8 protein-coding genes are annotated in these 14,705 nt (G+C 65.1%); 3 read left to right on the top strand and 5 right to left on the bottom strand.

Translation table 11 applies throughout. The features are described 5' to 3' along the window. Window positions 1-21: 21 nt before the first annotated feature. Together llg_RS09965 and llg_RS09970 are read left to right on the top strand one after the other, a co-directional pair. The gene (locus llg_RS09965; RefSeq protein ID WP_338289730.1) at window positions 22-579 is read left to right on the top strand and encodes a sigma-70 family RNA polymerase sigma factor; all 558 of its coding nucleotides are present in this window, start codon (window positions 22-24) and stop codon (window positions 577-579) included. Beyond that, window positions 576-2,147 (top strand): LamG-like jellyroll fold domain-containing protein, encoded by a 1,572-nt coding sequence (locus tag llg_RS09970; protein WP_338289731.1) that lies wholly within the window; start codon window positions 576-578, stop codon window positions 2,145-2,147. Before llg_RS09965 ends, llg_RS09970 begins: the two co-directional genes overlap by 4 nt. On the opposite strand, the gene llg_RS09975 is transcribed toward llg_RS09970, so the two are convergent. From llg_RS09975 to tyrS, 5 genes are all read right to left on the bottom strand, one after another. Continuing rightward, window positions 2,148-3,440: a DUF1552 domain-containing protein gene (locus llg_RS09975; RefSeq protein WP_338289732.1), complete on the bottom strand. Its 1,293-nt coding sequence runs from the start codon at window positions 3,438-3,440 to the stop codon at window positions 2,148-2,150. It abuts the gene before it with no gap. A gap of 20 nt (window positions 3,441-3,460) precedes the next feature. Continuing rightward, window positions 3,461-5,800 (bottom strand): DUF1592 domain-containing protein, encoded by a 2,340-nt coding sequence (locus llg_RS09980; RefSeq protein ID WP_338289733.1) that lies wholly within the window; start codon window positions 5,798-5,800, stop codon window positions 3,461-3,463. A gap of 63 nt (window positions 5,801-5,863) precedes the next feature. Beyond that, complete coding sequence (locus llg_RS09985) at window positions 5,864-6,694, bottom strand: alpha/beta hydrolase (RefSeq protein ID WP_338289734.1); 831 nt, start codon at window positions 6,692-6,694, stop codon at window positions 5,864-5,866. A 77-nt stretch (window positions 6,695-6,771) separates the two neighbouring features. Next, window positions 6,772-7,023 carry a glutaredoxin family protein gene (locus tag llg_RS09990; protein WP_338289735.1) on the bottom strand — a complete coding sequence of 84 codons (252 nt, stop codon included), beginning with the start codon at window positions 7,021-7,023 and terminating at the stop codon, window positions 6,772-6,774. A gap of 13 nt (window positions 7,024-7,036) precedes the next feature. Further along, window positions 7,037-8,224, bottom strand: a complete 1,188-nt coding sequence (tyrS, locus tag llg_RS09995; RefSeq protein ID WP_338289736.1) for a tyrosine--tRNA ligase — start codon at window positions 8,222-8,224, stop codon at window positions 7,037-7,039. A 165-nt stretch (window positions 8,225-8,389) separates the two neighbouring features. On the opposite strand from tyrS, the gene llg_RS10000 reads away from it, so the two are divergent. After that, window positions 8,390-14,674, top strand: coding sequence for an autotransporter-associated beta strand repeat-containing protein (locus llg_RS10000; RefSeq protein WP_338289737.1), 6,285 nt, complete (start codon window positions 8,390-8,392; stop codon window positions 14,672-14,674). Window positions 14,675-14,705 lie beyond the last annotated feature (31 nt).

Genomic DNA, 14,705 nt, shown 5'->3' on the forward strand with positions numbered 1-14,705 from the left:
AGCATCTTCTTTCCCCTCCGGATGAAACCTGATTCCATTGCCTCCACTCCCGCCATGGAAGAACTCCGGATCGAATACCTGCAACTGGTGACCCGCCACCAGCCGGCGATCTACGGCTACATCCGCAGCCTCGCCCCACAGGCGGACGTGGAGGACATCCTTCAGGAAACGAACCTGGTGCTGTGGAACAAGGCGGACACCTTCGAGCCCGGGACCAATTTCAAGGCCTTCGCCTTCCGCATCGCCCACCTCAAGACGCTCGAGGCCCTGCGCTCCGACAAGCGCCGCCAGTGGCTCGTCTTCGACAGCGACCTGATGGAGCAGATCTCCGCGCGTAGCTCGTCTCCGGAGTCCCTTGCGGATGGCCAGCAGGCCGCGCTCCGCGAGTGCATGAAGCAGCTCGAGCCCGGCGACCGCGAGCTGATCCACACCCGCTACGTGGTCGGTCGCACGGTCCGGGACATGGCGCGCGATCTCCGGAAAACGGAGGGCTCGCTCCAGCAGTGGTTCTTCCGCATGCGGAACCAACTGCGCGATTGCGTCGAGCGCCGAAACCGGGTGGAAGGAGGTGTCGCATGAACCGCGAGACGATGGAATGGATCGATGCCTTGTTGGAAGGCTCGCTCGCGCCCGAGCATTTCGCGGAACTCCAGCGGCGCATGCGGGAGGACCCGGTCGCCATGGAGCACTACTGCATCCAGGCCGAGATCCACGGTCGCCTGGAATGGGAGCTTCGCGATGCTGCCCGTGAGGCGGATGTGCCCGCGACGAAGGTCACGCGCTTCCCCGCGTGGGTGCGGAAACTTCCCGCCGCCGCGGCCCTGGTGGCCTTGGGCGCGGGAATGGGCATCCTTTTCAAGCCCGCGAAACAGATCATCCAGGTGGTGGAAAAGGAGCGGGCCGGTGGCTCCGGCGCGTTCGTCGCCCGCATCACCCAAGCCAGCGACGCGAAGTGGAAGAGCGGCCAGCCCCTTGTGGGTGAATGGATCTCCACCGGCATCATGGAACTCACCGAGGGCTCCGCGCAGATCACCTTCGATTCCGGCGCCAGCGTGCGGCTCCAGGCTCCCGCCCGCCTCGATGTGTCCTCGCCGAACCGTGCCCGCCTCGAACTCGGGAAATCGATCGTCGACATCCCCGATCAAGCCGGCGGCTTCGTGATCGAAACCCCCACAGGTGAACTCCGCCACCGCGGCTCGCGTTTCGGCGTGGCGGTGGAGGAGGACGGCCATGCCGAGGTCCACGTGCTCGCCGGGGAGGTGGAGCTCAATCCCAAGCGCGGCGTCCGGGATTCGCTCAAGATCGCCAAGTCGAAGTCCGTTCGCCTCGCCGACTCCGGGGTTCTCAATGAAGCGCCCCGCTATGAGCCTGGCGACTTCGGCAAGGTGGCGCGCACCGACAGCGCGCTGATGCCGACGACCTACCTGCACTGGAGCTTCGACGCGATGAACAATGCCGATGGCACCTTCGATGAGACCGGCGTGCGGCCGGAGGGCCAGGCGCCTTTCGTGGCGCGGATGGTGGAGTTGAAGGACGTCACCCATCCCTCGCTGGTGCCGGGGAAATTCGGCAACGCGGTGAAGCTCGATGGCTTCGCCACCGTGATCGGCACCGGCTTTCCCGGCTATGCCGGAAACCAGGCCCGCTCGGTGACCTTCTGGGTGATGGTCCCGCCTGGCACCCCGGATACCTTCTGTTATTCGATGCTGTCGTGGGGGCCTTCCACGCCGGGCATGGGACGGAAGTGGCAGGTCGCCTGGAACAACGGCACCGACAACAACGGCACCAAGGGCGCGATCCGCGTGGAGGTGCAGGGCGGGGCCAGCATCGGATCGACCGACCTGCGCGATGGTAAGTGGCACCATGTGGCGGTGGTCTTTCCTGGCGGCCCCCACAGCAGCACCAACGACATCCGCTACTACATCGACGGCCGCCTGGATCCCTCCACCTACGTCAAAACGCGGGAGGTGGACACCCAGATCGATGGGCCGAATGCCTTCCCTCTCACCATCGGCCATCGGGTCGACAACGAATCCAGCTACTCGTTCCGCGGCAGCATCGACGAGCTGTATGTCTTCCCGGTCGCGCTGCTGCCGGAGACCATCGAGGATCTCTATCAGCGCAACGCACCGCCCGGGCTGCGTTGATCAGATCCCGGAAAGCTCTCCCTGCGAGTCACCGAGCCGCGCGGCCTTCACGCCCATCCGGTCCAGCATCGAGAGATACAGGTTCGTCATCGGCGTGCCCTTCGGGGCTTCGATCACTCGGCCTTGCTTGAGGGTGCCCTTGGCGTGCCCGGCCAGCAGCACCGGCAGGTCATCGTGGTTGTGGCGGTTGCCATCGGCGATGCCGCCGCCGTAGACGATCATCGAGTGGTCGAGGAGCGTGCCATCGCCGTCCGGGATCGATTTCATCTTCTCCAGGAACCACGCGAACTGCTCGACGTAATAGCGGTCGATCTCGCCGATGCGGCGCAGCGTCTCTGGATCGCCTCGATGATGGGAAAGACCGTGGTGCGCGTCGGGGATGCCGATCTCGGGGAAGGTCCGGTTCGAGCCATCGTGCGCCAGTAGGAAGGAAGCGATGCGCGTGCTGTCCGTCTGGAAGGCCAGCGCCATCAACTCGTACATCAGCCGGATGTGGTCGCGGTAGATTTCCGGCACGCCGTTCGGGCGCTTGTCCTCCGGCACTTCCTTGCGGAATTGCTCGGCGCGCGAGATGCGCGTTTCCACGTCCCGCACCGAACTGAAGTACTGGTCCATCTTGCCGCGGTCCTCGTGGTCGAGGCGGCCTTGCAGGCGCTTGGCATCCTCCAGCACGAAATCGAGCACGCTCTTCTCGTAGACGCGGCGGCGCGCGTCCTGCTTCTCATCGCCGGAGCCGAAGAGCTTTTCGAACACCATCCGCGGATCACGTTCCGCCGGGGCGGGGATGTTCTCGCTGCGCCACGAGAGGTTGAACTGATACGCGCAGGAATAGCCGGAGTCGCACTCGCCCGCGGCGCGCGGCGGATCGGTGGAAAGTTCGAGCGAAGGCAGCCGCGTGAGGTGGCCGATCTCGTTCGCGGCGAGTTGGTCCACGGAAATGCCGAGCCGGATGTCGGAGCCGGCGGTCTTGCGCGCTTGGCAACCGGTCAGGAAAGTCGCGTTTGCCCGCGCGTGGTCGCCCGCGCCATCGCCGTTCGCGGCGGCCTTGTGCTGGTCCAGCCCACGGAAGACCGAGAAGTGCTCGCGCAGCGCGGCCAGCGGTTGGAGGGTGGGGGAAAGCTGGCTGCCGGCCGCCGGTCGCCACAGGTCGAGGTTCACCCCGTTTGGAATGTAAACGAATCCCATCCGCAGCGGGGATGCGGCGGCCGCGGTCGTCGCGGCCTGCGCGGACGGCAAGTAGGGCAGCGCGCAGGTGGCGGCGAGTCCTTGCAGGAAGCGGCGGCGGGGTGTCATGGCGGCGGGGTGTCGGGGTTTCAGGAAGACCGGCGGTATTGGAAGGGCACGGAGTCGATCACGGCGCGGATGAAAGTCTGGAAGCGACCGTTGTCCTTCGCGGCTTTCGCGGTGATCGCGTCGATCGCCGGGCGGTCGTACCAATCGGTGCCGCGGCCCAGCGCGTAGGTGAGCAGCTTCGACGCCAGCGCGCGCTGGAACTCCCCGCCGTGCTTGGTGAGGATCAGCGCGCGGAGTTCGTCGACGGTGGTGAAAGCCGTGCCGTCGGAGAGCTTGCCCGCGGTGTTGATCGGGTTGCCGCGGTCGTCGTTGCGGAAGGATCCGACGGCATCGTATTGCTCGTAGGCGAAGCCGATCGGGTCCATCAGCGCGTGGCAGTTCGCGCACGAGGGATCCTTGCGGTGGATCTCCATCTGCTCGCGCAGCGTGAGGTTCTGGCCGTGGTTGCCGCCGAGTTGCGGGATGTTCGGTGGCGGGGGTGGCGGAGTGAGGTCCAGCAGGTTCTGGAGCACATACTTGCCGCGCAGCACCGGCGAGGTGCGGGTGGGGTAGGAGGTCACGATCAACACCGCGCCTTGGCCCATCAGGCCGCGCCGCGGCGTGCCCGCCAGCGAGACCTTGCGGAATTCCTTTCCGTCCACTCCGGGGATGCCGTAGAAGCGCGCCAGGTTGCCATTGAGGAAGGAGTAGTCCGCGTCCAGCAGCGTGGTGATCGGCTGGTTGGAGTGGAGGGTGTCGGAGAGGAAAAGCTCGGTTTCCTTCCGCATGTCCCGTCCGATCGCGCGGTTGTAGTTGGGGAAGCGCTTCTCGTCCGGCGATGCGGACGCGAGGTTGCGGAGCTGAAGCCACTGGCCGCCGAAGTTCGAAATGAAGCGTTCGGATTTCGGTGACCCGATCATCCGCGTGATCTCCTCGTCGAGGTGCTTGCGGAGCTGGCCGGCGTCCGCGAGATCCAGCAGGCGGTCGTCCGGCATGCTGCTCCACAGGAAATACGAGAGCCGGGAGGCCAGCGCGTGCTCGCCGAGCTGGACGATCTTGTCCGCCCGTCCGCCGCCCTGCACCGGCTCCTCGCGGAACAGGAACGAGGGCGACACCAGCATCGCCTCCAGTGCCAGCCGGATGCCGTGCTCGATGCCCTGGCCCTGCGAGCCCGCTACATCGACGAAGCGGAGGTAACGCTCGACCTCGCCCGGATGGGGCGAGCGGCGGAAGGCGTGGCGGGCGAACTTCGAGAGCACGCCCAGCGCGTAGGCCTTGTCATCCTCGCCGCTACGGCGTTCCCCGTAGATCGCGCGGTGGGTCTCCGGCTTCGGTGGCAGCGGTCCGTCCAGCGGGCCCTCGATCTCCACCCGGTTCACCATCAGGTTCCGGTCGCGCCGTGCCGGGTCCTTGATTGATTCGTCCCAGAAATCGTTCGGGAAGGTCACGCCGATGCGGTGCTCGCCTTTCGCCTCGATCTTCACTTCGGCGGTGTACCACTTCGGCGAATCCATCGGGTTCTTCACGTCCCAGGTGGACACCAGGTTGCCATCCAGCCGCAGCTCCATCTTCGGCGGATCGTTGCCGCCCCAGGTGCCCGCGGCGACCACCTTCAGCTTGTAGCGGCCGGCGGTGAAGTAGGGATGGCAGGTCGCCTCCCCGGCTTTCCAGAGGTAGTGCCCGTCCTCGGAGCGCAGGCCGGGTCCGTCCATCGTCGCCCCCGCGATCTTGCGCTCGGGCCGCGGCATCGGATCGGGATGCACCGCCTTGTCGAGCGCCTGCCGCGCCGCGGCCAGGTAGCGCTCGATGTGCACTGGCGAGAGCGTCAGCACGTCGCCGATGTTGTCGAAGCCGTAGCCGGAGTCATCCGGCGGCAGCACGTTTTCCACCGCCACCTCCACGCCCAGCAGGTCCTGGATCGTGTTCCGGTATTCCTCCCGGTTCAGGCGGCGCAGCGGGATGCGGCCGGGATCGGGGCGGGCGGGGTCGACCGGGAACACCGCGTCGTCGATCCACGAGAGCAACTGCTTCCGCTCCTTGTCGTCCGGTTGGTCCTCGTCCGCCGGCGGCATCAGCTTGTAGCCGATGTGCTCGCGGATCCGTTTCCAGACCTCGCGGTTGCCCTGCATCGCGGCGATGTCCTTGAAGGAATCGATCGCCAGCTCGCCCTTGTGGGAGCCGTCGCCGTGGCAATCGTAGCAATACGTCACCAGCAGCGGCTCGATCTCCTTCTTGTAGCGCGCCGTCTGGTCGACCGCCGGTTTGGCCGCTGGAACCGAGGCAACCGGTTCCCCGGACGCACGCGTGACCGGCCAGGCAAGCCAACCGCCTGCCAGGCCGAGTCCGAGGGAAAGAATGCTGCCGCTGATCCGCCGATCCATTCAACCGGTTCCTACGCCGGGATCGGGGAATTGCTTGCACAAAGAAATGTGCTTCCCGGATAGCTACTTGCGCATTCCCTTTAACCAGGCGGCCGCGGCATCCGGCCACAGCGAGCTCGGCTTGTCGGGATTGGGCTCGGAAATGCCGAAACCATGGCCGCCGGAGGCATAGACGTGCAGCTCGGCTTTCACCCCGGCTTCAGTCAGTTTTCGCCAAAGCTGGGCGCTGCCGTCCGCCGGATACTTGTCATCCGCGGCGTGGAAGAAGGCGGCGGGCGGCGAGTCCTTGGTCGGCGCGAACTCCGGCTTCAGCTTCCCTTCCTTGTCGGTCAGATAGGCCGGGTAGATCGCCACCACGAAATCCGGGCGCTCCGCCCCGGCGGGCATCGGTCCGTAGGCCGACTCCAGCACGAGGTGGCCGCCGGCGGAAAATCCGAGCACGCCGGTTTTGCCGTTGAACCCCTTCGCCTTCATCTCCGCGCGCACCTGGCGCAGTGCCTCGGCCAGATCCTGGCGCGGGCCCGCGTCGGCGGCATCGGTGTTGGCGGCAGGCACGCGGTAGTGCAGCACCGCCACGGTGATGCCTTCCTTGGCGAAACGCTCGGCCACCTTGTCGCCCTCCTTGTGGATCGCGAGGATCTTGTAGCCACCGCCGGGGCACACGATCAGCGCGCGGCCGTCGGGCTTTTCGGGATGGAACCACGTCAGCGTCGGCGCCGCCACGTCGGTCATCCGCTCGTCATCGTTCATCTTCCCGGTCGGCGCGGCTCCCTGTTGGACCGCGGGCAGCTCGCCGGGCGGCGTGCCTTTCCACAAGGGCACTTCGGGAGCGGCGTGGAGAACTCCAGCCGCGAACGGCCAGGCCAGGAGCAAAGGACGGAGGTAAAGAGGCATGATGGGCATGCATACACCAAGCCCACGCCCCTTCTAGCAAATTGCGGGTAGTCCAAATGGGGTCCCCGCCTGCGGGGTCACACCACCCCGCGCTTCCGGAGGAACGGCACCAGCTCGTCCACGCCGAAATCAGCCAGCACCTCGCCGTGCCAGTCCATCGTCGGCGCCTTCGACTGGCCGGAGAGATCCACCATCTCCTGCATCGCCTCGCGGTTGCCGCTCACGACGATCGTCTCGACCTCGATCTTCTTCTTGTCGAGGTATTCGATCACGTCGTCGCACCACGGACAGCCGATCTTGACGTAGAGGATGGGAAGTTCGGAGGACATGGAATGAGGCGGGTTAGATGAAGCGGACCGCGTGCTTCTTCGAGAGCTTCAGCACGTCGCCCGCCTGCACCGATACGGCGGCGGAGGGGTCCGTCAACTTCTCGCCATTGAGCTGCACCGAGCCGGTGGTGATGAACTGCTTGCGCAGCTCGCCGTTGGACTTCTCGGTGTCGAAGGCGGCCTTGAAACAGTGGGCGGAGAGCACCAGTACGGTCGCTTCCGCCGGGAGATCGGCGAGGGCCAGCTCCGGCAGGTCGGCCGCGGCCAGGTCCTTCTTCGAGAAGCGGGTATCCCAGTCCGCGCGGGCGGCGGTGCCCGCCTCCGCGCCGTGGTAGCGTGAGGTGAGTTTCTCCGCAAGGGCCTTCTTCGCCTCCATCGGATGGACGTCCGGGGAAAGGGTTTCCCCCAGCAGGAGCTGGTAGTAGCGCGCCATCAGGGTGTCGGACACGCTCATCAGCTTGCCGAACATCTCCTGCGGCGCGTCGTTCACACCGACGTAGTTGCCGTAGGACTTCGACATCTTTTTCACGCCGTCGAGGCCCTCCAGCAGCGGCACGACCATCACCACCTGCTGCGGCTGGCCTTCCTCCTTCTGCAGGTCCCGGCCCACGAGGATGTTGAAAAGCTGGTCGGTGCCGCCGATCTCGACGTCGGCGCGGATCTCCACCGAATCCCAGCCCTGCATGATCGGGTACTGGAGCTCGTGCAGGCGCACTTCCTGGGCGGAGTCGAGGCGGGTGCGGAAGTCCTCGCGCTGGAGCATCTGCTGGAGCGTCACGCGGGAGTTGAGCTTCAGGACCTCTTCAAAGGTCATTTTCCGGAACCAGTCGCCATTGTAGACGACCTCGGTTTTCTCGGGATCGAGGATCTTGAACGCCTGGGTGGTGTAGGTCTCGGCGTTCGCCAGCACCTCGTCGCGGGTGAGCGGCGGGCGGGTCACCGAGCGGCCGGACGGGTCGCCGATGGTGGCGGTGAAGTCTCCGATCAGCAGCACCGCCTGGTGGCCGAGTTCCTGGAACTGGCGGAGTTTCTCGAGCGCCACGGTGTGGCCGAAGTGGATGTCCGGCGCGGTCGGGTCCACGCCCAGCTTCACGCGCAGCGGGCGGGCGAGCGCGAGTTTGTCGGCGAGTTCCTTTTCCGAGAGCACCTTGGCGGTGCCGGCGGTGAGCAGGCGGAGTTGTTCGGCGGCCGGGAGCGACATGCGCGGGACGCTAGTGGGGGCCGCTGGCGGAGTCCAGAGCGCAGACGCGGCGAGTTTCCGGCCCCCTCCCGGCGGGTGGAAACGCCCCCGCAAAACGTGGATTGCAAATTCTCCAACAGTCAGATACAACGATACTCCCCCAAAATCCTTTAACCCCGCTTTCCCATGAAGACGAAGTTCGTTGGTCGTGGTTTGTGGTTTGTTTCTCCGGCCATTACGGTGGCCTTCTCGCTGGTCCTGCCCCCCACCGCCAGGGCCGTGAATGTCGTCAAGGCGAACAACACGACCGCCTTGAACGCGACCGGCAGTTGGTCCGGTGGAGTGGTTCCTGGCACCGGTGACACCGCCCTCTGGAATTCCACGGTCGCCTCCGGCAACGCAGCCGTGTCGATTGGCGACAACCTGGCCTGGGGAGGACTCCAGATCGGTGATGGCACCAATCCTGGCGCGAACATCACCATCAATGCCACCACCGGCAAGGTGATGTCTCTCGGGTCCGCCGGAATCGTGCTCAACACCACCGGCACCAGTCCGCGCAGCCTCACCGTCAATGCCGACACCGACCTGTCGGCGAGCCAGGTTTGGAACGTCGGGGGCACCCTTTTCTTCAACCAGACCGGTGCCCTGTCCGGTGTGAGCGGCTTGCTCCTGACGAAGTCCGGCACCGGAGCGGCCACCCTGGCGTCCCAGACGTCCACCTATGCCGGCAAGTTCCTCGTCAATGGCGGCGTGCTCGGCATTAGCGGGGATCTCGCGTTCGGCCCCGTGCCCGGAGCCGCCCAGGCGGATTACCTGACCCTGGACGGGGGCGTTCTCGCGAACATGACGGTGGCGACTTCCAGCACTGTCTTCACCTCGGGCTTCGATGTGAGCCTCAATGCCAACCGCGGCATCACCTTGGGTGCCGGCGGCGGCACCATCCAGACCGGCTATGGTCGAACCGTGACCATTGCCGGGGCGATCACCGGCGCGGGCAATCTCATCAAGACCGACATCGGCACCCTCGTGCTGGCCGGGGCCAGCAACTACAGCGGCACCACCACGGTGAACTCAAACGCCGGCACGCTGAAGATCACCGGTTCGCTCACCTCGGATGTCACGGTGAACCTGAATTCCACCATCACCGGCTCGGGTTCCAGTTTGGGCTCCCTGTCGCTGCTGAACAACTCCACCTTGTTGGTGGGGTCCTCGATCCTGACTTTCAACACCGTCAGCGCCGCCGGCACCGTCAATCTCGTCCTCGCCAATCCATCCCCCACCGTCGGCACCAAGACCGTCGACCTCATCAAATACGGGGTGGGCGTTGCCATAGGCACCGGCAGCTACAACATCGCGGGCTTCCGGAATTCCTCCATCACCAACGATCTGGTCAATGCCAAGCTGGTTCTGCAGTACGACGTCTCGTTGCTCACCTGGGACGTGGCGAACACCACCTGGTCCACCAGTGCCAATTTTGCCGCCGGCCCGATCACTTTCCAATCGGGCGACTCGGTCATCTTCGACACTGCCGACGCGGTCACCATCTCGGGGATCGTCTATCCATCCGCGCTGTTGGTGAACAACACCTCCGGCACCGTGTCCATGACCGGGACCGGGGTCATCGCCGGTGGCACCACGGTGACCAAGGAGGGGGCCGGCACCTTCCTCCTGTCCACGCCGAATACCTTCCTGGGGCAGACCTTGGTCAACGCCGGTATCCTGCAACTGGGCAACGCCAATGCCCTGGGGGCATCCGGCATCGGGAACGAGACGCTTGTGGCCACCGGGGCAACCCTGGACGTCAACGGCCAGTCGCTGAACTCCGCGACCATTTCGGAAATCATCAAGATCGAGGGCGATGGTGTCAGCAGCCTCGGGTCATTGGTCAACAACGGCTCGAGCCAGATCAACGCCCTGAACAACCTGACGCTGACGGCCAACGCCTCCGTTGGCGGCACGGCCCGGTTCGACATCCGCAGCGCGAACGGAGCCCCCACCTCTTTTCTGGAAATGGGGAATTTCACCCTGACCAAGATCGGTGCCAACCAGGTCAGTGTGGTCGGCACGCCGATTTCGCAGGGGAATATCGTCATCAACGCTGGCACCCTCAGCTTGGAAAGCACGACCTCCACCGCGGGCACCGGCACCATCACCATCGCCGCCACCGGCACACTGGGCATTTATGCAAACGTGGCTGGCGGAGTCACCTGGCCCATCACGTCGAATGGCGGCACCATCAACAACCTGGGTTCGGCGGCCACGCTCAGCAGCACCATCGCTCTCGCCACCGGCACCACCACCACGATCACCGGCTCCGCCGGCACCACCTTGCCCAGCGCCATCACCGGCACCGGGGACCTGCTCAAGACCGGTTCCAGTTCCTACACGTTTGCCTCCACGAAGGCCTTCACTGGCAAGATCACCGTCAACCAAGGCACCCTCGTCCAGGATGCGACGGGCAACCTCGGCGGCACGCCTCCCAGTTTTGTCGCGGACGGTCTGACGCTCAACGGCGGCGCGATCAGCAACTCCGGCAGCCAGATCGTCGGGGTCACCATTCCCGCGAACCGTGGGGTAACCCTTGGCGCTTCCGGAGGCACCATCATCGGGGACAGCACCAGCGGCAACTTCGGCATCACCGTGTCGAGTGTGATCACCGGGTCCGGGTTGCTCACGAAATCGGGTGGGGGTTACGTCCAGTTGAGCGGGGCGAACACCTACACCGGTGGCACGACCGTCTCCAACGGCTCCGCGACCTCCGCCACCCACGGGGCCATCGACCTGAACAACGCCAGCGGCCTCGGCACAGGCAACCTCACCTACACTCACACCGGCAGCATCACCGGCCTTCGTTTCCAAGTGGATGCCACCCTCGCCAACAACATCACCTTCAGCAGCAGCGCCGTCACCAACCGCTTCCTCCTCGATGCGTCCCGGAACATCGTGCTCAACGGTGTTCTGGCCGGCGGCAACGCCGGAGGCACCTGGCAACTCGACATCAACGCCACTTCCACCCTGACCCTGGCGGGCAACAGCACCTACATCGGGACCACCAAGCTGAACTCCGGCAAGCTGATCGTGTCGACGTATGACACCGCGCTCGGTACCAGCACCCTCCAGTTCGCGGGCAATGCGACCCTCGCCACCGGGGGCGTCAGCGCCGCCCGGACGCTTGCCAACGCGATGACGATCAATTCCGGCATCACCGCCACCCTCGATGCCAGCGTGGGGGCGCTCACGCTGAACGGGCCAATTGGAGGAAGCGGCAATCTGATCCAGACGGTCAACGGAGTGGTCACCCTCGGTGGGGCGAATACCTACACCGGCACCACGACCTACAATCTCGGGCTCCTCACCCTGGACTACACCAACCAGAACAACTCCAAGCTGGCGGACGGGGCGTTGCTGACGCTCAACGGCAGCGCCGTCATGCTGAACGGTGGCTCCCACACAGAACTCACGGGAGGCACCACTTTCAGCGGGTTCACCAGCATCGGCCGCAGCAGCGGCAGTTCGAGGATCGCACTGGGGGCCATCACCCGCATCAATGGCCAGCTCGATATTGCCCTCACAACCCCCACCAGCCTCGCGACCACCTCCACGGCCAATGTCAACGGGCTCCTGCCCGGGGTGATCCTGGGAGGATCGAGCCTGGCGATGAACGACGGCAGCGGGAACATCGTGCCTTACACCGGGTTCGCGGACCTCGTCCGCCTCGGAGGGGTGGTCGCCAACAACGGCACCCTCAACCAGCGGATCGTCGAGGGTGGTGTCTCGGGCAATGTCACCCTGGCGGCGGCCACCACCGACACGAACACTTTGACCGTCGGCACGACTTCCGCGCTCGCCACCATCAGCGGTGCCACCACGCTCCGGCTGGGGTCGCTCGGCTCCCTGGTGGCCACCTCCAGCAGTGGGGGCCTCTCGGTCACCGTCTCGACCCTGACCGCGGGTGGACCCACGATCGACATCGCGGGCGAGCTGGTGCTCAACAATTCCCAGGCCTCCGTTCCCATGAGCATCAGTTCGGTGCTGGCGGACAACGGCACGGGGGTCGTGAGTGTGACCAAGGTGGGCGCGGGAACCACGGTGCTGACCGGGATCAACACCGCCTCCGGCGGCTACACCGTCGGCGCGGGTATCCTCCAGGTCGGAGATAGCTCCACCACCGGCGCGACCGCCACCCTCGGGATCAATGCTTCCGTGACCATGCAGTCGGCCACGATGCTGATTCTCAACGACCGCGTCGCGACCAGCAGCAACGTTGACTGTGTGGGAGCCATCGGGGGAGCTGGCAGCGTCACTTACAATGGTGTCAACGGACCGGCTCCGAACGGCGGTCTGAGTGCTTACACGGTCAACAACGCCAGTACCTACACGGGTGGCACCACGATCAACAACGCCCGTGCCAACGCGAGCAGCGCCACCGCCTTTGGCACAGGAGCCGCGACGGTCAATGCGGGCGGCCAGATCTATGTGTCCACGAACAGCCTGACCTTCGCCAACAACCTGGATGTGAAAGGCAACGGGTGGTATGAGAACGCTGGCACCGTGCAAAACGGGGCGATCCGGGTGGACGGAAACTCGGTGGTCTTCTCGGGGGCCGTCAATCTCTCCGCGGACACACGCATCGGTGCTGGGTCCGGTGCCTCTCCGGGGCCGGTGTTCTCCGGCCCGATGACCGGAAACGCGGGACTGGAGATCAATGGTGCCACCAATGTCAGCGGCACCGTGATCCTGTCCGGTACCAACAGTTACACCGGCCTCACCAAAATCACCACGGGTATCCTGCAGATCGGAAACGGCGGAACCACGGGCACCCTTGGCACCGGTAGCGTGACGAACAATGCCGCCCTGCGTTTCAACCGAACCAATGCCTCCATTGTGGCGAACAACATCGGGGGCACGGGCACGGTGACCCACACCGGAACCGGCACCACCACCTTGACCGGCACGAACAATTACACCGGTGGCACCACTCTCACGGCCGGCACGCTCTCTCTCGGATCGACCGACGCGATCGGCACCACCGGCACGATCAGCTTCGGCGGAGGGACTCTCCAGTTCACTGTCGCCAACACCACCGACTATTCGAGCCGCTTTTCCCAAGCTTCGGGCCAAACCTACCGGTTGGATACCAACAGCCAGCTCGTGTCGATCGCGACGGCCCTGACCGGGCCATCCGGCAGCCTGATCAAGATCGGCCAGGGGTCGCTGGTGCTCACCAATGCCGCCAATACCTTGCCCTCGGGCATCACGATCGCGGATAATGGTGGAACGCTGCTGGTGATGACCCCGGGTGCCCTGGGGACGGGTACGGTGACCTTCAGCAAGACCGGGGTCAATACCGGCACCTTGGCATTGCAGCTCACAGGCTCGAACACCCTTTCCACCACCTTCAACGCCGCGTCCTCCACCAGTTCGTCGGCCGGTGGTACTCCCAATATCCAGAATGTGAGCGGGAACACCAAGCTCGTCGGCAACCTGACGGTGACCGGCACGGGCGGCAATGGGTTCAATATCCAATCGGACGCGGGAGTTGGGAACTTCCTCGAACTGGCAGGCACGCTCGGCGTCGGACCGGCCCTTACGACCGGCAGGACCAACACCCTGACGGGAGCGGGAAATGGGTTGGTCAGCGGGGTGATCCAGGACAGCACCACCAATCCAGCCGCCACCATGGGCGTGACGAAGGATGGCACCGGCACCTGGACCCTCACCGGCACGAACACCTACACGGGGTCGACGACCGTGAACGGCGGCATCCTGTCCCTCGTCACAGCGTATCTGGCGGATACCTCCACCGTGAATATCGCGGCCACCGGAGCGACCTTGAACCTCAACTACGTGGGCACCGACACCATCAACCAGCTCAACTTCGGAGGAGTGCTGCAACAGGCGGGAACCTGGGGTTCGCCGTCATCCGCGGCCGCCCACAAGACCACCCGGATCACCGGCACCGGCATCCTCAATGTGCTCACCGGAGCCCCGTCCACGCCTTATGACACATGGATGAGCCTTTATGGGCTCACCTACGGCCTGAATGACGGCAAGGGCCAGGATCCGGACAACGACGGTTCCAACAACCTGGCGGAATTCGCCTTCGACGGGAATCCGTTGTCCGGAGTGAGCAGTGGCAAAATCCGGGTCAAGGTGGCGACCTTGGGACCGGATCAGGTGCTGACCTTGACGCTGCCGGTGTTCACGGGAGTGACCTTCAGCTCGCCGGATGGAATGGAGATGGTCTCAACGGCCGCGGTCAACGGGGTGATCTACCATATCCAGGGTTCGGCGGACCTGGGGACCTTCGAGCTGTCGGTTTCCGAACTCAGCCCCGGGGACTCGGCCGCGGTGCAGGCGACCTTGTCGCTACCGGTTTTGGACGCCGGATGGACCTACCGCACCTTCCGCACGGCGGGGACTGTTGCCTTGGACACCAAGAACTTCATGCGCGCCAAGGTGAACGAATGATGGCATGGACCACCTAGGCCGCTCATTGGCG

It is taken from the genome of Luteolibacter sp. LG18 (assembly GCF_036322585.1).
In the GTDB taxonomy this organism is placed as follows: Bacteria; Verrucomicrobiota; Verrucomicrobiia; order Verrucomicrobiales; family Akkermansiaceae; genus Luteolibacter.